The organism is Lentibacillus sp. Marseille-P4043 (genome assembly GCF_900258515.1).
Lineage (GTDB): Bacteria > Bacillota > Bacilli > Bacillales > Amphibacillaceae > Lentibacillus_C.
Window position 1 is genome coordinate 2,242,371 of sequence record NZ_LT984884.1, and the last position, 21,644, is coordinate 2,264,014.

Annotated in this window: 25 protein-coding genes; 18 read left to right on the forward strand and 7 right to left on the reverse strand. The window is 37.6% G+C overall.

All coding sequences use genetic code 11. The features are described from left to right. Positions 1-249: 249 nt before the first annotated feature. The 3 genes from C8270_RS10895 to C8270_RS10905 all read right to left on the reverse strand — a co-directional run bounded on the left by C8270_RS10895 (position 250) and on the right by C8270_RS10905 (position 2,409). Positions 250-708 (reverse strand): carboxymuconolactone decarboxylase family protein, encoded by a 459-nt coding sequence (locus C8270_RS10895; protein ID WP_106496851.1) that lies wholly within the window; start codon positions 706-708, stop codon positions 250-252. 114 nt (positions 709-822) lie between these two features. Beyond that, the gene (locus tag C8270_RS10900; RefSeq protein ID WP_106496852.1) at positions 823-1,050 is read right to left on the reverse strand and encodes a hypothetical protein; all 228 of its coding nucleotides are present in this window, start codon (positions 1,048-1,050) and stop codon (positions 823-825) included. 99 nt (positions 1,051-1,149) lie between these two features. Continuing rightward, on the reverse strand, positions 1,150-2,409 hold the full coding sequence (locus C8270_RS10905) for an NAD(P)/FAD-dependent oxidoreductase (protein WP_106496853.1): 1,260 nt from the start codon (positions 2,407-2,409) through the stop codon (positions 1,150-1,152). Between the two features lie 177 nt (positions 2,410-2,586). Here C8270_RS10905 and C8270_RS10910 point away from each other — a divergent pair, with 177 nt between their 5' ends. Beyond that, complete coding sequence (locus C8270_RS10910; RefSeq protein WP_106496854.1) at positions 2,587-4,203, forward strand: putative polysaccharide biosynthesis protein; 1,617 nt, start codon at positions 2,587-2,589, stop codon at positions 4,201-4,203. Between the two features lie 12 nt (positions 4,204-4,215). Beyond that, positions 4,216-4,941, forward strand: coding sequence for a pseudouridine synthase (locus C8270_RS10915; protein ID WP_106496855.1), 726 nt, complete (start codon positions 4,216-4,218; stop codon positions 4,939-4,941). A gap of 33 nt (positions 4,942-4,974) precedes the next feature. On the opposite strand, the gene C8270_RS10920 is transcribed toward C8270_RS10915, so the two are convergent. Continuing rightward, a complete protein-coding gene (locus C8270_RS10920) occupies positions 4,975-5,217 on the reverse strand; it encodes a DeoR family transcriptional regulator (RefSeq protein WP_442785800.1) in 243 nt (80 codons plus the stop codon). A gap of 149 nt (positions 5,218-5,366) precedes the next feature. Between C8270_RS10920 and thpR the strand changes: the two genes are divergently transcribed. From thpR to C8270_RS10935, 3 genes are all read left to right on the forward strand, one after another. After that, entirely contained in the window at positions 5,367-5,957 is a 591-nt protein-coding gene (thpR, locus tag C8270_RS10925; protein WP_106496857.1) for an RNA 2',3'-cyclic phosphodiesterase, read from the forward strand. After that, entirely contained in the window at positions 5,935-6,867 is a 933-nt protein-coding gene (locus C8270_RS10930) for a hypothetical protein (protein ID WP_106496858.1), read from the forward strand. The genes thpR and C8270_RS10930 overlap by 23 nt, the downstream gene beginning before the upstream one ends. Before the next feature lie 152 nt (positions 6,868-7,019). After that, entirely contained in the window at positions 7,020-7,835 is an 816-nt protein-coding gene (locus C8270_RS10935) for a phosphotransferase family protein (protein WP_106496859.1), read from the forward strand. Here the strand turns inward: C8270_RS10935 and C8270_RS10940 are convergent. Then, complete coding sequence (locus C8270_RS10940) at positions 7,822-8,109, reverse strand: YtzH-like family protein (RefSeq protein WP_106496860.1); 288 nt, start codon at positions 8,107-8,109, stop codon at positions 7,822-7,824. The two genes, C8270_RS10935 and C8270_RS10940, sit on opposite strands and share 14 nt — an antisense overlap. 92 nt (positions 8,110-8,201) lie before the next feature. On the opposite strand from C8270_RS10940, the gene trmB reads away from it, so the two are divergent. From trmB to C8270_RS19995, 3 genes are all read left to right on the forward strand, one after another. Further along, the gene (gene trmB / locus C8270_RS10945; RefSeq protein ID WP_106496861.1) at positions 8,202-8,843 is read left to right on the forward strand and encodes a tRNA (guanosine(46)-N7)-methyltransferase TrmB; all 642 of its coding nucleotides are present in this window, start codon (positions 8,202-8,204) and stop codon (positions 8,841-8,843) included. 119 nt (positions 8,844-8,962) lie between these two features. Beyond that, positions 8,963-9,817 (forward strand): YtnP family quorum-quenching lactonase, encoded by an 855-nt coding sequence (locus C8270_RS10950; protein ID WP_106496862.1) that lies wholly within the window; start codon positions 8,963-8,965, stop codon positions 9,815-9,817. A gap of 81 nt (positions 9,818-9,898) precedes the next feature. Further along, positions 9,899-10,048, forward strand: a complete 150-nt coding sequence (locus tag C8270_RS19995; RefSeq protein ID WP_158701698.1) for a hypothetical protein — start codon at positions 9,899-9,901, stop codon at positions 10,046-10,048. A 61-nt stretch (positions 10,049-10,109) separates the two neighbouring features. On the opposite strand, the gene C8270_RS10955 is transcribed toward C8270_RS19995, so the two are convergent. Beyond that, positions 10,110-10,424: a PepSY domain-containing protein gene (locus tag C8270_RS10955; RefSeq protein WP_106496863.1), complete on the reverse strand. Its 315-nt coding sequence runs from the start codon at positions 10,422-10,424 to the stop codon at positions 10,110-10,112. Between the two features lie 189 nt (positions 10,425-10,613). Here C8270_RS10955 and C8270_RS10960 point away from each other — a divergent pair, with 189 nt between their 5' ends. Beyond that, on the forward strand, positions 10,614-11,678 hold the full coding sequence (locus tag C8270_RS10960) for a M42 family metallopeptidase (protein ID WP_106496864.1): 1,065 nt from the start codon (positions 10,614-10,616) through the stop codon (positions 11,676-11,678). Between the two features lie 60 nt (positions 11,679-11,738). Next, complete coding sequence (locus tag C8270_RS10965; RefSeq protein ID WP_106496865.1) at positions 11,739-12,245, forward strand: DUF84 family protein; 507 nt, start codon at positions 11,739-11,741, stop codon at positions 12,243-12,245. A 35-nt stretch (positions 12,246-12,280) separates the two neighbouring features. Here C8270_RS10965 and C8270_RS10970 read toward each other — a convergent pair whose 3' ends face one another. Continuing rightward, on the reverse strand, positions 12,281-12,721 hold the full coding sequence (locus C8270_RS10970) for a YtoQ family protein (protein ID WP_106496866.1): 441 nt from the start codon (positions 12,719-12,721) through the stop codon (positions 12,281-12,283). A 249-nt stretch (positions 12,722-12,970) separates the two neighbouring features. Between C8270_RS10970 and C8270_RS10975 the strand changes: the two genes are divergently transcribed. The 8 genes from C8270_RS10975 (at position 12,971) to murC (ending at position 21,383) form a co-directional block, all read left to right on the forward strand. Further along, on the forward strand, positions 12,971-13,504 hold the full coding sequence (locus tag C8270_RS10975; protein ID WP_106496867.1) for a hypothetical protein: 534 nt from the start codon (positions 12,971-12,973) through the stop codon (positions 13,502-13,504). Between the two features lie 92 nt (positions 13,505-13,596). Beyond that, positions 13,597-13,914 (forward strand): thioredoxin family protein, encoded by a 318-nt coding sequence (locus C8270_RS10980; RefSeq protein WP_106496868.1) that lies wholly within the window; start codon positions 13,597-13,599, stop codon positions 13,912-13,914. A 29-nt stretch (positions 13,915-13,943) separates the two neighbouring features. Then, a complete protein-coding gene (locus tag C8270_RS10985) occupies positions 13,944-14,750 on the forward strand; it encodes a DUF1444 domain-containing protein (protein ID WP_106496869.1) in 807 nt (268 codons plus the stop codon). Positions 14,751-14,765: 15 nt separating this feature from the next. Continuing rightward, complete coding sequence (ytpR, locus tag C8270_RS10990; RefSeq protein WP_106496870.1) at positions 14,766-15,368, forward strand: YtpR family tRNA-binding protein; 603 nt, start codon at positions 14,766-14,768, stop codon at positions 15,366-15,368. 288 nt (positions 15,369-15,656) lie between these two features. Continuing rightward, complete coding sequence (locus C8270_RS10995) at positions 15,657-18,008, forward strand: DNA translocase FtsK (RefSeq protein WP_106496871.1); 2,352 nt, start codon at positions 15,657-15,659, stop codon at positions 18,006-18,008. Between the two features lie 628 nt (positions 18,009-18,636). Further along, the gene (locus C8270_RS20000) at positions 18,637-18,795 is read left to right on the forward strand and encodes a hypothetical protein (protein WP_158701699.1); all 159 of its coding nucleotides are present in this window, start codon (positions 18,637-18,639) and stop codon (positions 18,793-18,795) included. Then, on the forward strand, positions 18,795-19,910 hold the full coding sequence (locus C8270_RS11005; RefSeq protein ID WP_106496873.1) for a nicotinate phosphoribosyltransferase: 1,116 nt from the start codon (positions 18,795-18,797) through the stop codon (positions 19,908-19,910). The genes C8270_RS20000 and C8270_RS11005 overlap by 1 nt, the downstream gene beginning before the upstream one ends. A 144-nt stretch (positions 19,911-20,054) precedes the next feature. Next, a complete protein-coding gene (gene murC, locus C8270_RS11010; RefSeq protein WP_106496874.1) occupies positions 20,055-21,383 on the forward strand; it encodes a UDP-N-acetylmuramate--L-alanine ligase in 1,329 nt (442 codons plus the stop codon). Positions 21,384-21,644: the final 261 nt, after the last annotated feature.

Consider the following 21,644-nt stretch of genomic DNA (forward strand, 5'->3'; position numbering starts at 1 on the left):
AGTTGTGAAGTTTTTGTGATGGTAATGATTGTATTGATAAATAAAAAGCCGTCCTAAAAAAGGATGTTCAAAAAGTCTGGTAAAAATGACACATCGAATTTCTTCGTTAGCTTGCTTTTCCGTTCCTCACGTATTAACACCATACGTTCCGGTAATCAAAGCTACGCTGCCTCGAACTTCTTGGTCCTTTTTATCCTCCTTTTTGAACACGCACTAAAATAGATTCAGGACAGCTTTTATTTAATGAATTTATTTTTTTGCAGGTTGGTATTTACCTGGTACAGCTCGCGTTGTTATTGCTAGGCGATTCCAGCTGTTAATTGTGTTGATCGCATAAACTAAATCAACGAAATCCTTTTCATCGAAATGTTCTCGTACGTCTTTGTATAATTCATCTGTCACGTGATTAGTGGAAATTTGTGTGATTGCTTCAGTTAACGCTAATGCTGCACGTTCTTTTTCGGTATAAAAGTCTGTTTCTCTCCAGGCATTTAATGCATATAGACGTTGTTCCGTTTCCCCATTAGCCCGTGCATCTTTTGTATGCATATCCAAACAAAATGCACAGCCATTTATTTGTGAGGCACGTGTTTTGACAAGTTCCAGTAACGTTGAATCAAGATTTGTTGATTTCACATATTTCTCAAATTGCACCATTATTTTTGCAGCCTCAGGGGCAATTGAGTAATAATCTAAACGTGATTCCATGGAAAATCCCTCCTAAACTTTTTATCCCACTATATAATTGTAGGACTTATAATGTATATAATGAAATTTATTGCTTGAAAAAAGCGTGTCATTTTTGTGACACGCTTTGCACGTCTAACTCATTCCAAAGGGACCTAACTTTTGGCTGTTGTTTTGACTATTTCCCTGACTGCCATTAGTGTTTCCATTATTATTTCCACTGGCGCCCATCTGTGAAACAAATGGAACCATTTTTTCCATCGTTTGACCTAATCCCTGATTGTTTTTGGTCATCGAATAATAAGTTGCTGCTCCAACTCCAACAGAAGCGATTAAAGGTATCCACATTCCATTCTTTTGCATAGTCCCAGATCCCCCTTGATTTTTGTCCCCAGACATTATTAGGTTGGCATTTGTAACATAAAAAATACAAGGAATGACATACCAAAAGTGGTATTATATCTAATAGGCTGCTTCATTTGCGGCATTTGTTCCCGCAAGCCTACCAGTTACTAGCGCTGAAGTGATATTATACCCGCCCGTATATCCATGAATGTCTAATATTTCTCCACAAAAATATAACCTATCCATCATCTTTGATTGCATCGTTTTTGGTACGATTTCTTTAATGGATACGCCACCGCCAGTGACGAATGCTTTTTCAAGTGGCAGTGATCCATTAACATGAAAGGAAAAATGCTTCATATCATAAATAATGGAACGAACTGTATCTTTTGAAATGTTGGCTGTTTTTTCTTCTTCATGTACATTATTCTTAGTAAGGATATAAATTAGTAATCGTTCTGGAATAATTCCTTTCAGCATATTTTTGACTGTTCTTTTCGGGTGGTTATCCATATCTTCCCAGACTCTGTTAACCAATTGTTGTTCATTTTCGTTTGGTAAAACATCTAAGACCATTGGAACCTGATCTCTGCCTTTTTTTAACTCCTTGACAACGAATTGAGAACAGCGCAAAACGGCAGGACCTGATACACCAAAATGGGTAAACAGCATATCCATTTGGTGGGTGATAATCGGTTTTTGCTTTTTATTTAACACGGATAATGCGACATCCCGTAATGAAAGCCCTTGTAAAGATTTACTTTTGATGAAATTTTCGTTTGATGTTAATGCAACTTCAGTTGGGTATAAATCGGTGATCGTGTGTCCAGCTTTTTTTGCCCATGCATATCCATCACCAGTTGAACCGGTATGTGGGACGGCTTTTCCACCAACAGCGATTACGACGGATGTTGTTTGGACCTTATCGTGATCTGATAAAATGATGGTATGTTTCTTTTCATCATAGTGAACAGCGTTCACAATTGTATTCATCCTAATTTCAACCTGTAAATCATGAAGTTTGTTTATTAATGCATTAACAACCGTTTTTGCTGAATTCGAGGCCGGAAACATTCGTCCATGATCCTCTTCTTTTAGTTTTACTCCCATATTTTCAAAAAAATCAATGATATCATAGTTATTGAAAACAGAAAATGGACTATATAAAAATTTTCCGTTTCCAGGGATGTGCTTAATCACTTCATCTTGTGGAAGTTTGTTTGTGACATTACAACGTCCACCGCCAGAAATTGCGAGCTTTTTTCCTAATTTTTTTCCTTTTTCAATTAACATCGTTTTGGCCCCATTCTCGGCTGCAGCGATCGAAGCCATTAATCCAGAAGGACCTCCACCAATTACAATTACATCATATGACAACTATCCTCATTCCTTTCTGAATTAGCTTATCATTTTTTAACTAAAATTCCTATTTTTTATGAGACGTGCGTTTAGCAAAGAAATAAACGAATATATATAAGGAAACTTTATCCTACCAGGGCTTATCTATGATAGAATAATTTAGGATAGAAATAATATGAAGACGCAGGTGAAATAATGTCGAACAATATCGTCAGAGGCACCATGTTACTTACGGGTGCGACATTTTTATCAAAATTATTAGGAATGATTTATGTTATTCCTTTTAATGAAATAGTTGGAGATCAGGGCGGGGCGTTGTTCCAATATGCGTATATCCCGTATAATATTTTAATTAGTATTTCTACAGTCGGTGTACCTTTAGCCGTTTCCAAATTTGTTTCTAAATATAATTCATTAGATGATTATCAAACAGGCATGCGCATGTTTCGGGCAGGCATATCCCTCATGGCTTTTACTGGATTTATTGCCTTCTTAGCACTATTTTTTGGAGCTGATTTGCTGGCACCGTGGATTATAACGGATGATGATTTAGCAAACTCTGTTGAGGATGTTGCGTCTGTCATTCGTATGGTTAGTTTTGCTTTATTGCTCATACCGGCAATGAGTATTGTTAGAGGATTTTTTCAAGGGTATGAATCAATGGGGCCTACAGCTGTTTCTCAAGTGATTGAGCAAATTGTTCGGATTGTGTTTTTGCTCGTATCTGTTTTTATTGTAATGCATATTTTTGATGGAACTATTCCTGTAGCAGTTGGATTTGCAACATTTGCTGCATTTATCGGTGCTCTGGCGTCTTGTTTTGTCTTGTGGATTTATTGGCGTAAACGAAAACCACATATCGACATACAATTACAACAGCAACGTTTTACACATGAAATTCCGACGAAAGATCTCTTTATTGAGTTATTCCGGTATGCTGGTCCATTTGTCTTAGTTGGTATTGCGACACCGTTGTATCAATTGGTTGATGAATTCACATTTAACCGGGCAATGGTTGCAATTGGACAGAGTGACATAGCAGTGACAGCATTTTCCGCGATTAGTTTTTACGGACATAAGTTAATCATTATTCCTGTTACGATTGCTACAGGACTATCATTAGCTATTCTTCCCGCTTTAACTAAGACATTCACACAAAATAATCGTCCATTATTATATCAGCAGATCAATCAAGCATTGCAAATTGTGCTTGTATTAGTTATTCCTGCTGCTGTTGGGTTATCTGTATTGTCTGATGTTGCCTATGGTTCTTTATATGGATTGAATAACATTGGATTAACTGGACCTTTATTAGGCTGGTATGCACCTGTAGCATTACTGTTTGCATTGTTTACAGTGTCTGCTTCGATTTTACAGGGGATTAATCAACAACGATTTGCTGTTGTAAGTTTGTCAGCAGGTTTATTAGTTAAGGTACTTTTTAATATCCAGTTGATCCATATGTTTGGAGCAAAAGGTGCCATATTTGGGACAGGGCTAGCGGTAGGCATAGCAGTTATTTTAAACTTATTGCGTGTTCATCAATCCGTTCAGTTTTCATTCAAACAGGTGTATAAGCGCACATTGTTAATTTTGATTTTTACGATGATCATGGTTGTAGTTATCTGGATTATGAAGATAATAGGCGGATTGTTTCTTCCTTATGAAGAAAGTAGATGGGCAGCTGTTCTAATGTTATTAATCAGTGTTGGTGTTGGTGGACTGGTTTATTTATGGTTTGCTTACAAATCAACACTGTTGGCACGAACGCTTGGAGATCGTGTTCGTGTATTGGACCGAATTTTTAAGTAAGGAGATTTGTTTATGCGACTTGATAAACTATTAGCAAATACAGGGTTTGGTAGTCGAAAGGACGTTAAGGGTTTACTTAAAAAGAAACAGGTAACGGTTAATGATCTAGTTCAAAAAGATGGCAGTGTACATGTTGATCCGGCTAAGGATATCATTATAGTGAATGGAAAAAGTGTTCAGTATCAAAAGTATCTTTATATCATGTTACATAAGCCACAGGGATGTATCTCCGCAACGGTTGATGACAAGGAAAGAACAGTTGTAGATCTACTAAGTGAGAGCCACCAGCACTTCAACCCATTTCCTGTTGGACGACTTGATAAAGATACAGAAGGTCTATTGCTATTGACTAATGATGGAGAGCTTGCTCATCAGTTAACATCACCAAAGAAGAAAATAAAAAAAACATATGCTGCAAGGGTTTCTGGCCTTGTAACAGATGAAGATATTGTTTTATTCAAACGAGGAATTGTGCTTGAAGATGGATATAAAACGAAACCAGCAGAACTTATCATTCTTCAAGCGGGAGACATCTCTGAAATTGAACTGACCATTACAGAAGGAAAATATCACCAGGTCAAAAGAATGTTTGAAGCAGTAGGGAAGAAAGTGACTTATCTAAAACGTTTAAGCATGGGTGAACTGCAACTTGATGGAACACTTATTAAAGGAGAATACCGTGAACTAACGGAAGAAGAGCTATCTTACTGTCTTTCACTTAAAAAAGAAAAGAGCTGACATGAAATATGTCAGCCTTGTTTTTAATCATTCTTAGGATATTTTTACTTTTTTATTTGTTATTTTCCATCTGCCGCGTGTTGGGCTGTTAACGAGACCATTGTAAACTAATACGTGTAAGTCTCGTTGAATGGTGCGATCTGTCGTTCCAAATTCATCGGCTAATTCAGTTGTAGTTACCGTTCCATTCTCTCTAATGTAAAGGTAGACAGCTTTTACTCTGGTTAGCATTCGAGATGTTGGTTGATTCAAAAAACCACTCCTTAATGTAATCATTAAACCTGTGGTGCAAAGTGAATCTCTGACGTTACTATTAGTTTACACCTATTTTCAACAGATCGAAAGGGGAAATATTCAACAAAATGTGAATAAACCATACATATTCTTATTATTTAGTACGATTAAAAAAGTAGGAGAGATTCATGATGACAACTACATCACATTATTTCATTGGGATACCAATCACTTCACAGTTAGAAAATACATTTTCCAGTTGGCAACAAGATCTTAGGTCCCAGCTGCCATACAAACAGTGGCCAAATAAACATGATTTGCACATTACGTTAACATTTTTAGGTTCAGTGGAGAGAGTTACGATTCAATCGATACAAAAAGCGCTACGAAATATTGAAAGTCTTCCACAATTTGTACTTGAAGTCGGTGATATAGGTACATTTGGCAATCCAAAAGGACCACGTATCCTTTGGGCAGGCGTGAGGAAGAATAAATCGTTAACCTTGTTGCATGAAAAAGTTGAATCATCCATGGAGGAGTTCGGATTTAAACCTGAACAACGTGCTTACCGTCCACATATAACACTTGCTAAGAAATGGAATGGTCCGCTTGATGAACAGAAAATAATAGAGCTGAAGGATCGCTTTAAAAGAGAAAATTATTTGTTAACGGTTAAAGAGGTTGCACTATATCAAATTTACCCTAAACAAGATCCGAAATATAAAATTGTTACCAGATATAATTTAAGAGGTGAAAACAATGGCACAACTGATCAAGTTTGAAGATTATGTTTCCCGATACGGTTGGAACGTGTTCCGCTATCCAAGCCAATATATTCGATTGAAACAGGAGAATTGGAATAAGCTGAACGGTTTGTGGAATGAACAAAATGAACAATACGAGACACTTGATGAAGATAGGCAGGATATCAATTCGACCAATCATACCTCTACTTTTTCAAAATGGAAGGCGTTTTTTAAGCGGGGGGTTGTTGAGGAAGAACCTGTACAGGAAGAGGTTTTGCCAAAAACGAAGCATGAGTTAAAACAGTACTTTTTGGATAAACTGTACCCAATTCAATTAAAATGGGCATCTTCAACTGTGACGGAACTATCGTTTATGGCAAAAGCTTATTATTATGATGCGACACTAAAGTATTTTTTGCAACGTTTTCCCGATACGTATTTGTTAATGTATTATCCAACTTTTAGGCTAAAAAATGCCCCAATTGATGGAGAAGTCATTTTTATTAGTCCAATAGGGATAGAGATCATCTATTTATTAGAAGAAACAAAAGCAGACTTAATAATGGCGACTGACGAAAGGACATGGATTGCGGAGATGAACCATGTGCAATCGAAAATTTTAAGTCCGATACTTGCTTTAAAGCGCACGGAACAAATTATAAAAAGTATTTTGAGTAAATATGATATTCAATTTCCAGTAAAAAAGGTAGTTCTGTCCCGCACAAATCATATTATCGGGGAATCTGAATCGTACCATACGAATATAATTGGTAAGCAAGGGTATGAGAAATGGTTTGAGGAAAAAAGAAAGCTGAAATCGCCATTAAAAAGCCGCCAATTAAAAGCTGCAGATGCCTTGCTAAAGCATTGCCAGACCACATCAGTAAAACGCCCGGAATGGGAAGAGGAAACTACCACGACGTTTTCTATGGATGATGAGCGATAGTATATGTACAAATTTATCATAATTGAACTGATAAACAGCGTTTTTTAAAAATGTTTATCGTTAATCTGCTAACATTGTTGTATTTTTATTAAGATCGTTATAAAATAAGTAATTGGACTATAAAAAGAAACTAGAGATTTGAGGAATGAACGGTGAATTGGCTAAACCACGCATTAGGTAAGGAATGGAATATTGCACCAGCAGGCGGATTGACAGGCGATGCTTATATTGCTGAAAATCAGAATAGACGACTTTTCCTTAAACGAAATTCATCACCGTTTTTGGCGGTACTATCAGCTGAAGGTATCGTCCCCAAATTGATTTGGACGAAACGGATGGAAAATGGGGACGTTATTACTGCGCAAGAATGGATTGAAGGAAGAGAGCTAAAGCCAGAAGAAATGCAACATCCACGTGTGGCTGAACTTTTACATAAAATTCACCACTCATCTGAATTACTTCATATGCTTATGCGTTTAGGGAAAAGACCGATAACACCCGATGAAAATTTTAAAAACCTTAAAAGACAAATACATGCAAACAACCTCGTGCAAAAATTTGCCGAGGTTCAGGATGCTTTAAACTACTTGGAGCAGTTATTACCTGTTACAAGAGAACAGAAACAAGTTGTATGCCATTGCGACTTGAACCATAATAATTTGTTGTTAACTAAAGATGGACAACTTTATCTAATTGATTGGGATAATGCCATGATAGCTGATCCAGTTATGGACTTTGGGGTGTTGCTAAAATGGTATATCCCAATGGAGGACTGGAATAGCTGGCTAAAACAATATGGCGTCGTACATGATAAGAAGCTAATTGAACGCATGTATTGGTATTTACTAGCTGATTCACTAAGTTATTTGCTGTGGCATAATGAACGAAACGAAAGTGAAAAAGTTCAAGAACGTCTACGTGATTTACGTGACCTAAATACACATGTATATGAAGCTATTCTAAACTAGTGTTTGTTATCGCACTCATCCAATTTTCGATATTGTTTTTATTTGCCGTTATATGTTCAGGTGAGTTTTGGGCTATTTCACCTTGCCGGCCATAATTATAAATTTCAGGTAGTAATTGAAGAAGCTGATCATCGGTAATACTATTTTTTGCCATCATTGCTTGAACCAATCGTTTTATTTGCTGGTATTCCGATACTTCACCACTGCAGTCTTCCGTGTGTTCACCTAATATATCGTGCAAAAGCGTTAATTGATCATGAACGGTTAACGTCATTATTAATCACCTCATATCTGATAGTGTTGGCATCTTTGTAAAATTCATGATAAAAAATAATTGGTGATTTCTAGAAAAGAGAGGTATGAAATATGCGTCAACGTCATAAACCATGGGCTGATGACTTTTTAGCAAAAAATAACCAGCTAGTGAAAGCAAACCCAATGAACCATAAAGCTAACTGGCAGGCTGTCTTCGGTAATGAAAACCCGATTCATTTAGAAATTGGTACTGGTAAAGGCCGGTTTTTAGTTGGGATGGCAGAACAATATCCAGATGTGAATTTTATTGGCATCGAGCTCAGCAAAAGTGTTATTGTCACAGCAGCACAAAAAATTATTGATTCCGAGTTAGACAACATTTTGTTAGTAAATATGGATGCGGACAAACTGTGCGACGTTTTTGCCGGGGATGAGGTTAGTACGATTTATTTGAACTTTTCTGATCCATGGCCCAAAAATAGACATGAAAAAAGGCGATTAAGTTTTCATACGTTTTTAGAAAAGTATCGCACTATATTGAATTCAACTGGGGAAGTTGTTTTGAAAACAGATAATCGAGGCCTGTTTGAATATTCATTAGTCAGTTTTTCGGCATTTGGTATGAAACTTGAAGATGTTAGTTTAGACTTGCATCAACTCCAGGATCCGACCAATGTCATGACCGAATATGAACAGAAGTTTTCCGAAAAGGGACATGTGATTTATCGCTGTCGTGCCAGTTTTATAGGATAATTATATTTTTATTTATTAGGAACTCGTTGATCGGGTTCTTTTTTATGTTATAAATGGCAGCGTTTGCGCGATTTATATACTTTAGCTAAACTAGGAGTAGGGAAAAGGAGGAAGGAACAATGGAGACATTACAGATTGGTCGAGCAAAATTAACATGGTTGAATGGTGGCGTTAACTTTTTAGATGGGGGAGCCATGTTTGGAGTTGTCCCGAAAGCTTTATGGGGAAAGAAGTATCCACACAATGAGAAAAACCAAATTGAATTACGAACAGACCCAATTTTACTTCAAATCGATGGGAAAAATTTCATCGTCGATTCTGGGATGGGACATGGTAAATTAACGGACAAGCAGTTACGAAATTTTGGCGTGCTTGAAGAATCATCAATTGAAAAATCATTGTCACAATTGGGGTTAACAACTGGAGATATAGATGCAATGTTAATGACTCACTTGCATTTTGATCATGCATGCGGGCTGACAAAAATAGCCGGTGAATCATTTGTTCCGGTGTTTGAGAATGCTACGATATACGTTTCCTCTGTTGAATGGAATGAAATGCGTAATCCGAATATTCGATCGGTGAATACTTATTGGGAAATGAATTGGAAACCGATACAGCAGCAAGTCGAGCCGTTTGAAAATGAAATCACGATTGTTGAAGGACTCAAAATGATTCACACTGGGGGCCATAGTGATGGTCACAGTATTCTTGTTTTTGATGACGGTGAGGAAAACTTTATTCATATGGCTGATATTATGCCAACACATGCCCATCAAAACAAATTGTGGGCCTTAGCATATGATGATTATCCTGTAACATCCGTTCATCAAAAAGAAAAGTGGATGAATATCGGGTATCAGAAGCATGCTTGGTATACGTTTTATCATGATGCATATTACCGTGCGATTAAGTTTAATGATGTCGGTGAAAAAGTAGACGAGGTTAAACGAGAGCGTTACGAGTACAAATAAAATAAAGGAGCTATCCCATGTGGATAGCTCCTTTTATGGATTTTGGTACATTGTTCAACAAGGCTCTTTTCGTAATGTTTGGTGCTTTTTAATTTCGTGGTTGATATAACATCGACCCGAGAACGAGAACATCGACCCGAGAGCGGAAACATCAACCGGAGAGCGAGAACATCAACCCGAGCCAACGTATCAAAGCAAAGTCCAATATCCATTTCGATCAAAGAACAATAATCTCTTAGAAAACAGCCTTCAATAAAAAAAGCTACTCCTATATTAAGAGCAGCTCCAACATTTATGTTGTTTGAATAGAATCAATTATGGCGCCTGTTTCAACATCAACATGAAATTCAAATTGTTTGTTTTCACCATCGATGTTACGTGTTACGCCTCCGCGATATGCATTGTATGATAGACCATTTTTTTCAACCTCTTCAGGTTTCATGTAAATCCATGAGCCACTTATTGGTCCTTGTCTCTTAAATGTTTCTTTAGCTTGTTTTAAAGCTTTTTCTGGTGTTAATTTTTGTAATTGATCAACTTGATATTTGGCAAGATAACCGACGACAACACCTAATCCTGCTGCTAATGCTGCTTTTTTCATTCCCATTTTATCACCTCAAGCTATGAATTTAGAGCCGAAGAAATAGCACTTCATTGGTTAGTATACCGCAAATGATAAAAAATAGAAAATAAAAACCAGTGTATAGTGATAAGTGGAAACGGCATGGGTGTTTCCGTTATAATGTAGCTAGTACATAAAAGAGTTACCAAAAAACAAGTAATGGGGGAGAATAATTTGAAACAAGATACATTGGATCTTTTCAAAACATTAACCGAATTACAAGGGGCACCTGGAAATGAACATCTCGTCCGAAAGTTCATGAAAGGGGAATTGGAAAAATACGCAGATGAAATCATTCAGGATAATTTGGGTGGCGTTTTTGGCGTCAAAAACGGTAAAGGTCCCAAAGTTATGGTAGCGGGTCATATGGACGAAGTCGGCTTTATGGTTACCCAAATTACCGAAAATGGTATGCTTCGGTTTCAGACGTTAGGTGGCTGGTGGAATCAAGTCATGTTGGCACAACGTGTACAAGTCATGACGGAAACAGGACCGGTTATCGGCGTTATCGGATCAATTCCACCGCATAATTTGACACCAGAACAACGAAAAAAACCAATGGAAATGAAAAATATGTTGATTGATATTGGTGCTGATGATAAAGATGATGCATTAAAAATTGGTGTTAAACCAGGACAGCCGATCGTGCCAATTTGTCCGTTTACACCAATGGCTAATCCAAAAAAAATCTTAGCTAAAGCATGGGACAATCGCTATGGTTGTGGACTTTCAATTGAACTTTTAAAAGAGTTGCAAAATGAAACCGTACCAAATCAATTGGTTTCTGGTGCAACAGTTCAAGAAGAAGTAGGTTTACGTGGTGCACAAGTTGCCGCAAACATGATCAAGCCTGATATCTTTTATGCACTTGATGCCTCCCCTGCAAATGATATGTCAGGTGAGAAAAAAGAGTTTGGCCAATTGGGGAAAGGTGCTTTACTAAGAATATTTGATCGTTCGATGATCACCCATACAGGAATGCGGGAATTTATTTTAGATACAGCCGAGTCCAACAATATTCCGTATCAGTATTTTGTATCTCAGGGCGGTACGGATGCAGGTCGTGTTCATCTTGCTAATGATGGTGTTCCATCAGCGGTTGTTGGTATTTGTTCACGTTATATCCATACATCGGCATCGATTGTTCATGTAGATGATTATCAAGCAGCTAAAGAGCTTTTAGTTAAACTTGTTAAAACAACAGATCAAAATACTGTCGAACAAATTCGCAGTAAATAACATAGAATTATGCTGCTGCCTTTTGAAGGGTGGCAGCATTCTTGAATGTGAGGAACGAATATGAAAATTTCAGTAGGCTCTAAAAATCCTACCAAAATGAATGCAGTTGAAGAGGTATTCCCAACCGATTCTATTGTTACGATTAGCGCATCTTCAAGTGTTTCCGCTCAACCATTTTCTGATGAGGAGACAAAAGAAGGAGCGATTAATCGGGCGATGGAATGCGTTAAAAAGAATCCGGATGCAATAGGAATTGGCCTTGAAGGTGGCGTCATGTACGTTGATGATCAACTATACTTGTGTAATTGGGGTGCACTTGTTGATCAGGAAAAAAACATTTATACTGCGAGTGGCGCGAGAATTCCGTTACCTGAAGAAATTAATGCGCAATTAACAAAAGGTCATGAACTGGGCGATGTAATGGATGGATTTGCGATGAAACAAGAAGTTAGGAAAAATGAAGGTGCAATCGGGATTTTTACCAATGAATTGATTACGAGAAAAGAAATGTTTACACATGTAGTTAAGCTTCTACGTGGTCAATGGGAGTTTAACAACCGATTTTAAATAAGCAGCGGAACAGATTCCGCTGCTACAACAAATTATTCGTAAATATAGTTTAGTAAATCAAGAGCCTGGTCAACTGTTTCAACCGTTACGTTTGCCTTGTTTGTTAGTTCTTTTAATGGATGAATTAGTGATGCTGGTCGCACAATAATTGTTGGCTTATTCATTGTTATCGCGGCACTTGCATCCATTGCAGTATTCCATTGTTTATATTTTTCCCCGAAAAGCGCAATTACAACATCTGATTTTTGTATTAACACCTGTGTTCTTAAATTATTAATACTTGAAGCTGCGTCATCTTTGTAAACATTGCCTGGCTGCACGCCCAACACATCTTCACCGATATTATCTGAACGATCATGATTTGTTTGTGGAGCCACAAATGTTAACGGCAGCTTTTTTGCTTCAGCTTTTTTCTTGAGATCCTCGCGCCAGTCATCGTGAATTTGTCCAGCTAAATATACGGTTAATTCCATTATAAATCCCCTCCCAAAACTAAATACTGATTACACTTCTATTTTAAAGACTTTTTTGAACAATGCAATCTTTCTGCGGTAGGATTGAAAAATCAAGCCTTGTCAAATTAGGTAATCATAGTATGATAGTAGGGGTATAAAGAACTAAAAACTTGTCCGGCCAAACAAGTAGGACATTACGTTTATAATTGATCGATACGGATTAGTTGCTTGTTGTCAGAACTAGTGAAATTTGGGGGAAATAGAACAGTGAGAAAAATAAAACAACCAATACCAATCGTTTTTTTGCTCGTTATTATAATCATAAGCGGTTGTAGTACAAAATCAGAAGAGGATGCGATAAACGATGCAAAGGAAGCGGCCCAACAAGCATTTAGGGCGGAAGAAATTGAAATAATACCAAATCAGCAATTAAATAATTTTTCCCTCTATGTGCCTGATCATTTAGTAATAGATGAGGAATCCAAAAGTAATGTGATTTTAAAAGACGGTGATCAAACATACATCGTTTTCTACAACGATTTAGAAACTCTAAAAAGCCAATTAAACTTTCAATCAGTTCAACGTGATGATGCATTATTAAATGAATCATTTGAAGACGACGACAAATTCGGCTATATTCACGTTTTGCCTGATGAGGGGGATGGTTATGAAATGCAAGTTGGTATTGGAGGCGTTAAAATAACAACCTACACTTCAAAAGATAAAATGGATAGCGACGCCTTGGAATTAATGAAAATGGCACGGTCTATCGGTATACCAGCTGATCCAGAAGAAAAATAAATAGATGAAAATTCGACCTGTGATAAAACAAGACAGCTATTGTTTGAACTGCGAGGAAAACAAAGATACTATTACATTGGAGGATGATGAGAATGAAAACATTAGAATCGATAGAACAATTGAACGCGTTTTTGCAAGAGGGCCCAGTTATTACTCTTTTTAGTGCGGATTGGTGTCCTGATTGCCGTGTAATAGAACCGATTTTACCAGAGATTGAAAATGCCTATCCGGACTTTACTTTTGTTATGATAGATCGTGATCAGTTTATTGAATTATGCCAAGAGTATGATGTCTTTGGTATTCCAAGCTTTATTGCATTTAAGAACGGGAAAGAAATTGGTCGTTTTGTAAGTAAAGATCGGAAAACAAAGGAAGAAATCATGACATTTATTAGCGATTTACCAAACTAGTACAATGCTTCCAAGTAGGAGGAATATCGATGAAAATGACTAGTATAAAACTGAAAAAGATTTTAGAAGAACGACTCGCCAATTCTCAACACAACATCACATATAACAGGGATAACGATACACTCCGAATTGAGTGGGCAGATTCAAAGCAAGGTGTAAAAATCACACTACCTAATGTTGTTGCTAAATACAATGAGCGTGGAGACCAAGCGATTGATGAATTAGTCGATCATATTTCGGAGTCGCTTCGCATAATGCATGAGGATTACCAATTGAATGGAATGGAAAAAAACATCTTTCCAGTTATTCGGGCAACATCATTTCCCACTGAAACAAAGGCCGGGACAACCCTGATTACCAAAGATCATACTGCAGAAACAAGAATTTTTTATGCCTTGGATTTAGGTAAGTCCTATCGATTAATTGATCAGCCGATGTTGGAGAAAGAAGGCTGGACATTGGATCGCATCGATGAAATCGCAACATTTAACATTCGTTCACTGTCAACAGACTATAAAAAAGATACTGTAGCAGATAATGATTTTTATTTTGTTGCGAAACAGGATGGATATGATGCAAGTAGAATTTTAAATGAAGCATTTTTAGAAGAAATGAAAGCAAACAGTAAAGGTGAACTAGCGATTGCAGTCCCACACCAAGATGTCTTGATAATTGCTGACATTCAAAATAAAACAGGGTATGATATATTAGCACAGATGACAATGAAGTTTTTCGCCGAAGGAAGAATTCCAATCACATCGTTGTCATTCATATATGAAGATAAACACTTAGAGCCAATCTTTATTTTGGCTAAAAACAGACCAGAGAAGAATTAGAAAGGATGAACGCAAGTGGATGTGTTTTATAATCCAACAGGAATTGGCGATGTGTTAATCATCCCACTAGAGGATGGGGATCGCTATGCAGTGAAACAGGAACAGTTTGGTGATGTGACAAAAATCACCGATGTGGAAGGAACAGTGCTCGGCTATAATATTTTTCAAGCATCAACCCACTTTGAGTTACCTGATACAGGCAAAATCACCCTAACAGAAGATCTGCTTAACAAACTAAAATCTTTTTTCGCAAAAAATAGTTTGAATGATTCGCTTGACTTTGATTTACGACCAAAGTTCGTTGTTGGTTATGTGAGCAGCAAAACGCCGCATGAAAATGCAGATAAATTGAACGTTTGTCAAGTTGATGTAGGTGATGAAACATTGCAAATTGTATGTGGTGCACCAAATGTTGATGAAGGTCAGAAAGTAGTGGTAGCTAAAGTTGGAGCGGTAATGCCAAGTGGACTTAAAATTAAACCGACAAAATTACGCGGAGTTCCATCGAATGGTATGATATGTTCGCAAAAAGAATTAGGCTTGCCAAATGCTCCAAAAGAAAAAGGCATTTACGTGCTGGAGGACAGTTACAAAAGTGGAGAAGCGTTTGATTTTTAAGGCTGTTTTCTAGAAAATTGTTGTTTTGAAGGAAAGAGATAAGCATATATTTCTTCACAAGCAGTCTGTATACGTGACCTCCTGTAAAGAGAAGTATATTACGGGCTGCAGGGACAGAAAGCAACAAACAAAGCGGAAATGGTCGTTTTTAAAATCCGGAAACTTAGCTTACCCAAAGCAACCTACGTCTTAGGACATAGGTTGTTTTTTTATGATACATTAACACACTACTAAGAAAAACTGATAAAATAGGGTAGTAGATTTTTAAAGATGAAATGAGTGAAATATATGTGGAAACAATGGAAAAAGAAAATACTCGATCTATTTTTCACGGAGGAAGTTGATGAACCTGATAAGACGCCTGAAGAAAACAGGATACCAATAAAACATAATCAACGTACCGAACAAGAAATACATACCAAGGTGATGCATAAGTATCCAAATAGAGAATCATTTCGTTTTCCGGTCATTCCTGATTATTCAAACAAGAACAAAGAAGAGAAGCCTGCCTTTGCACGAAAACGAATGGAAAACAAGCAACCCGTTCAAGAAAAGGCAGATAATAAAATAGAAAACAAACCGGTCATAAAACCGGAGCACAAAAAGCCTTTTCATCCAACAGAAGTCCCGTCACCAATTTATGGGTACCATAAGCGGAAAAAGGAGAAGGAAGAAGAAAAAGAGATGGAAAATGTTCCTGCTTTTGTGCGAAAGCAAGTGACAGAAGAAAGTAAAATAGATGTTAATGAGAATTCAACTCCCATACAAGATGAAGGCAAAAGTAAAAATAATCCTATTGCTGTTCCTGCTCATCAAGAAAGTACGATTACGTTTTACGAAAATAATCTATCAGAAATAGAAGACAAGGATACTAGGGAAGAATTTTCAGAGCCTGCTTTTTTGATAGAAGAAAATGACGCAAACCCAGAACCAGTTCAGCAGAAAGAAGTTTTACCAAAAGCTAGTCCAAATCAAAGTGAAATGCCAAACCATGACGAAACAAATGAAGATCCGATATTAAAACAATCGGGCGAGGATAAGGCTGTAGAAAATCAATTGAACCTAAAGCGAAATACGAACAAACAGTCGAAACGCTCACAGTCTAGACGCACAGAAAAAAATGAAAATAAACAAGGTAGTGTTCCGTTTAATGTCATGATGAGTGCGAATGACAAACAAAAATGGAAGCAACGAAGGCAAAGGGCAAATAATCGTAGTTCAGTTCAAACAAACAGTGCGATTCCTTATCATTTGTTAAACGATCCAGATCCAAAAAGTACGCAGGATGAATTGTGGGTTTTAAATCAACAAGAGCTTCTGGAACAAACACTGAAACATTTTCATGTGAATGCCAAAGTTGTTAATGCCACACAAGGTCCATCTGTAACAAGGTTTGAAGTACATCCTGAAATGGGTGTGAAAGTTAGTAAAGTGAAAAATTTAAGTGATGATTTGAAATTGAATATGGCAGCAAAGGATATCAGAATAGAAGCGCCGATACCTGGGAAAAACACAATCGGCATCGAAATTCCAAATCAAACTGCACAAATGGTTGGTCTGCAAGAAATTTTTGCAACGGATGAATTTAGAAATAGTAGTTCTCCCTTGACTATAGCATTAGGTTTGACAATCGAAGGCTCACCACTAATTACGAACGTTAACAAAATGCCGCATGGTTTGATTGCTGGTGCAACCGGATCAGGTAAAAGTGTCTGCATTAATACCATATTGGTTAGTCTTTTATATAAGGCAAGTCATGAAGACGTTAAATTTTTGTTGATCGATCCTAAAATGGTAGAACTTGCGCCATTTAATGCAATACCACATCTTGTTGCCCCAGTAATAACAGATGTAAAAGCTGCAACACAAGCATTGAAGTGGGCTGTTAATGAGATGGAGGAACGGTATGAAAAATTTGTCCGTGAGGGTGTCAGAGATATTGAGCGTTACAATCAAAAAATGAGACAGCAAAATCAAACGGATGAGAAAATGCCATTTCTCGTAATTGTCATCGATGAATTGGCTGATCTAATGATGGTCTCACCTCAGGATGTTGAGGATGCCATCAGTCGTATTGCTCAGAAAGCCCGAGCATGTGGAATCCATTTATTATTAGCCACTCAACGCCCGTCAGTAGATGTAATCACTGGGTTGATCAAGGCTAATATTCCGACACGAATTGCGTTTAGTGTTTCATCACAGGTGGACTCGAGAACGATTATTGATACAAGCGGGGCTGAGAAATTATTAGGAAAAGGTGATATGCTGTTTGTTGAAAATGGTGCTGGCAAGAGTGTTCGTTTACAAGGTGCATTTGTTTCTGATGACGAAATTGAGCGGGTCACAAAATATGCGAGATCGATTGCACCAGCAAATTATTTGTTTGAACAGGAACAATTGCTAGAACAAATAGCGGTCGATGATGAGGAAGATGATTTGCTTGAACAAGCAATCCAATTTGTTGTACAGCAAAATAGCGCAAGCACGTCTTTATTACAACGTCATTTCAAAATCGGGTATAATCGAGCCGCGCGCTTAATGGATACAATGGAATTAAAGGGCATCATCGCACAACAAAATGGTAGTAAACCAAGAGAAGTGCTTATTTCCAATGCACAACTAGAAAAAGCCCAGGAATAATTATTTCTACTATAATCCTTGTAGAATTATATGACTTTTTATATGATAAGATATAACTGGGAAATTCTTATATTTTAGGCTGTCTTTTATAAGATGGTTGTTTTTTACACAATAGATATAAAATGCGCAGTAACTAAGAAATTGCTGTCCCACCGTTCCGGAAATACACTACGCTTTCCGCGGGCGGCTGCTGAGCCTCCTCGTGCTAGGGTGCTCGCCTGAGTTGCAAGTAATTTCGATGAAGTATCGCTCCTCGCAACTCGAAGCTTATTCGGTGGAAGCATCGCTCGTCGCACTGCGGGGTCTCACCTAGGCCTCTCTTCCCGCAGGAGTCTACGTGTATTTCCTACCAGTAACTGTAGGTGTATGTGTTCTATAAAGTCGCATCCTACCACTTTACTAGTCCGGGTGAGTGGAGGGTGGTGACTCCTGCGGGAACAATGGTTTTCGGTGGGGCGAGTTAGCGCAGCCCCAGCACGTGTCCGAAGACCCCGCAGAGTGGTTTGAAAAGGAGGGTCGACTAAAACCGTCCTTTGCGGACAACGTCGACATACCCCTCGCCGGGGCAAGGAGGCTGAGGCCGTGCCCGCGGAAAGCATCCACCCGGAGCGATCCCGGACGGCGGCAAATGCGCGTACTTATAGAAAAGAGCCCAGCAGTTACGTCGCATTTTATACCAACTACGAAATTAAAAAAGCAACAAACAATGCGAAAACAACCTTATGTTATATACGCTTCATATAAAAAGGATAAAGGTAATTTTATCGTACAAGGGGAAACGAATTGATGAAGGAAATCACGCAAAAATTAAATGGAAAGATAAAGCGTTTAACAAATAAAACGTTCAAATTTGATGAACGGATCAAAGAAGGTTGGTTTTCGGCCGTATATTTTTTGAAAACAAAAGAAATGGCTGAGCAAAAACTCCCGAACAACCACGTAACAATGCAATTCTTTCAAAAAGAAAATGCAGTATTATGCGGAACCGACGAAGCAATTGCATTATTACATACGTTTGCGGAAGAACCAGATAAGCTAGAAATTAATTCATTAAAAGATGGAGACAAGATCAGTCCGTATGAAACAGTTTTGACCGTTTCAGGTCCATACCAGAACTTTGGTTTCCTCGAAGGTATTATAGATGGAATCTTGGCAAGAAGAACATCAGTAGCTACAAATGTATATAATGTCGTAAAAGCAGCACGATCATCTGGTAAGCAAAAGCCGATTATTTTCATGGGGGACCGTGACGATCACTTCACACAACAAGCTGGTGATGGATACGCAGCCTTTATTGGCGGTTCCACAGCACAAGCTACTCATGCCATGAACGAATGGTGGGGAAAAGAAGGTATGGGGACGATGCCACATGCAATGATTCAAATGTTTCGAGGTGATGTAGTCGCAGCATCAAGAGCCTATCATGAAATGTATCCGGAAGATGAACTTGTTACACTAGTCGATTACAACAATGATGTTATTACAGACGCGCTTAAGGTTGCACGGGCATTTGGCAAGGATTTAAAAGGTGTTCGGGTTGATACATCACGTACATTGGTCGATAAATATTTTCTTAGGAACCATCATTTAATGGGTACCTTTGATCCGCGTGGTGTAAGTCCAGAACTTATTTTTGCATTAAGAAAGGCATTGGATGACGAGGGACACTCCCATGTGAATATCGTTGTCAGTGGAGGATTCACTGAAAAACGGATCGAGTATTTTGAAAAATTAGGAGTGCCAGTTGATATGTACGGTGTGGGTGGTAGTTTATTGCGAATTAAGGTCGGATTTACTGGAGATAATGTATTGCTTAATGGTACACCAGAGGCAAAGGAAGGAAGACGTTATCGATCGAATCCACGACTTGAACCAGTAGATTATTGTAAACAAGAGATTTAGGGTAGGATAAAGTGGAGTAAAAATGGTCGCGGCAAAATTAATTATTTCACACCTAACAGAGATTTGCTATAATTATGTAATAGCTGCCTGAGAAACAAATGGATGGCTAATCCTTTTTACACATATATTTGGAGGTTCTTTTTTATGACAACTTACCATTTTATTGGTATTAAGGGAACAGGAATGAGCGCACTTGCCCATATACTTTATGATTCAGGGGAAAAAGTGCAGGGATCTGATGTGGAAAAGCGCTTTTTTACGCAAGAAGCATTGGAACAAAAAAACATTCCCATACTCCCTTTCTCAGAAGATAACATCAAAGATGAATACACGATTATTGCCGGGAACGCTTTTTCCGATGATCACATTGAAATTCAAGCTGCAAAGAAAAACGGGAATACTTTTTACCGGTATCATGAGTTTTTAGGAGAATGGCTGAAGCAATACACGAGTATCGCAGTTACTGGTGCTCACGGGAAAACATCGACAACAGGATTACTTGCCCATGTATTAAATGAAACGTATCCAATTTCATATTTAATTGGGGATGGTACAGGTAAAGGACATGTCGAAAGTAAGTATTTTGTATTTGAAGCATGTGAATATCGCAGGCATTTTCTGCAATATGAACCTAATTATGCAATTATGACAAACATTGATTTTGACCATCCAGATTACTTTACAAGCATTGACGATGTATTTGATGCCTTTCAATCAATGGCGGATCGTGTGAAAAAAGGAATTATTGCTTGCGGTGATGATGAGAAATTACAACAAATCCAAGCGAAAGTTCCAGTTGTATATTATGGGTTTGCGGATACGAATGATTTTCAAGCACAACATGTTAATGAAACGGAAAATGGTACTGAATTTGATGTATTTGTAAGGAATACGTTTTACGATACATTTACGATACCTGTTTATGGAGATCATAATATTTTAAATGCTCTATCCGTTATTGCCATCTGTCATTATGAAGGCATGCGTGCTGAAGATATAAAGAACATTAGCACTTTTCAAGGAGTGAAGCGTCGATTTACCGAGAAAAAAGTAGGTAATCAAATTTTAATTGACGATTACGCACACCATCCAAAGGAAATTACAGCAACGATTGATTCAGCAAGGAAAAAATATCCTAATAAATCAATTGTCGCTATTTTTCAGCCGCATACATTTACACGCACAAAGACATTTCTGCAAGAATTTGCTGACAGTCTAAGCTTAGCTGATAAAGTGTATCTATGTGACATCTTTGGTTCAGCACGGGAAGAAAGTGGAAAACTTACGATTCATGATTTGCAAAGGCTAGTTGACGACAGTACTATATTAGATTTATCCCATACAGAAACGTTGCTTACTCATTCAGATAGTGTGCTAATCTTTATGGGTGCTGGGGACATTCAGAAATTCCAACAAGCCTATGAAGAACAATTAACAAAACATAAAAATAATACAAAATTAAAAAACGCGTAACGTAGAAGAGTCTGCAGTTTAAGGCTCTTTTTTCAGTCAATGTGTATACAAGCGTAGTAATTACATTAAAATTTTTAAAATGGACACGAAAAAACATACATATTTGTCGAATTTATTAGGACAAACCTGTATAGTAGAAGTGATCCCACTTTTTAACGTTTCATTTACGTTAATTAGGGTATTTAGTAAATGTTGGTTGCGAAGTTTAAAAATTAGTTTATGACTACGAATCAACATTACTGTTTATAATAAAATACATAT

What these genes read in the sequence shown, in the direction of transcription:
- C8270_RS10920 (WP_442785800.1), bottom strand. Translation starts at nt 5,217, where the DNA reads ATGATTACATTAAGGAGTGGTTTTTTGAATCAACCAACATCTCGAATG.
- C8270_RS11005 (WP_106496873.1), top strand. Translation starts at nt 18,795, where the DNA reads ATGAAGGAAATCACGCAAAAATTAAATGGAAAGATAAAGCGTTTAACA.
- C8270_RS10895 (WP_106496851.1), bottom strand. Translation starts at nt 708, where the DNA reads ATGGAATCACGTTTAGATTATTACTCAATTGCCCCTGAGGCTGCAAAA.
- C8270_RS10915 (WP_106496855.1), top strand. Translation starts at nt 4,216, where the DNA reads ATGCGACTTGATAAACTATTAGCAAATACAGGGTTTGGTAGTCGAAAG.
- C8270_RS10970 (WP_106496866.1), bottom strand. Translation starts at nt 12,721, where the DNA reads ATGGAATTAACCGTATATTTAGCTGGACAAATTCACGATGACTGGCGC.
- C8270_RS10955 (WP_106496863.1), bottom strand. Translation starts at nt 10,424, where the DNA reads ATGGGAATGAAAAAAGCAGCATTAGCAGCAGGATTAGGTGTTGTCGTC.
- C8270_RS10930 (WP_106496858.1), top strand. Translation starts at nt 5,935, where the DNA reads ATGGCACAACTGATCAAGTTTGAAGATTATGTTTCCCGATACGGTTGG.
- C8270_RS10910 (WP_106496854.1), top strand. Translation starts at nt 2,587, where the DNA reads ATGTCGAACAATATCGTCAGAGGCACCATGTTACTTACGGGTGCGACA.
- C8270_RS10900 (WP_106496852.1), bottom strand. Translation starts at nt 1,050, where the DNA reads ATGCAAAAGAATGGAATGTGGATACCTTTAATCGCTTCTGTTGGAGTT.
- C8270_RS10940 (WP_106496860.1), bottom strand. Translation starts at nt 8,109, where the DNA reads ATGACGTTAACCGTTCATGATCAATTAACGCTTTTGCACGATATATTA.
- C8270_RS10995 (WP_106496871.1), top strand. Translation starts at nt 15,657, where the DNA reads ATGTGGAAACAATGGAAAAAGAAAATACTCGATCTATTTTTCACGGAG.
- C8270_RS10985 (WP_106496869.1), top strand. Translation starts at nt 13,944, where the DNA reads ATGAAAATGACTAGTATAAAACTGAAAAAGATTTTAGAAGAACGACTC.
- trmB (WP_106496861.1), top strand. Translation starts at nt 8,202, where the DNA reads ATGCGTCAACGTCATAAACCATGGGCTGATGACTTTTTAGCAAAAAAT.
- C8270_RS10965 (WP_106496865.1), top strand. Translation starts at nt 11,739, where the DNA reads ATGAAAATTTCAGTAGGCTCTAAAAATCCTACCAAAATGAATGCAGTT.
- C8270_RS10950 (WP_106496862.1), top strand. Translation starts at nt 8,963, where the DNA reads ATGGAGACATTACAGATTGGTCGAGCAAAATTAACATGGTTGAATGGT.
- murC (WP_106496874.1), top strand. Translation starts at nt 20,055, where the DNA reads ATGACAACTTACCATTTTATTGGTATTAAGGGAACAGGAATGAGCGCA.
- C8270_RS20000 (WP_158701699.1), top strand. Translation starts at nt 18,637, where the DNA reads ATGCGCGTACTTATAGAAAAGAGCCCAGCAGTTACGTCGCATTTTATA.
- thpR (WP_106496857.1), top strand. Translation starts at nt 5,367, where the DNA reads ATGACAACTACATCACATTATTTCATTGGGATACCAATCACTTCACAG.
- C8270_RS10980 (WP_106496868.1), top strand. Translation starts at nt 13,597, where the DNA reads ATGAAAACATTAGAATCGATAGAACAATTGAACGCGTTTTTGCAAGAG.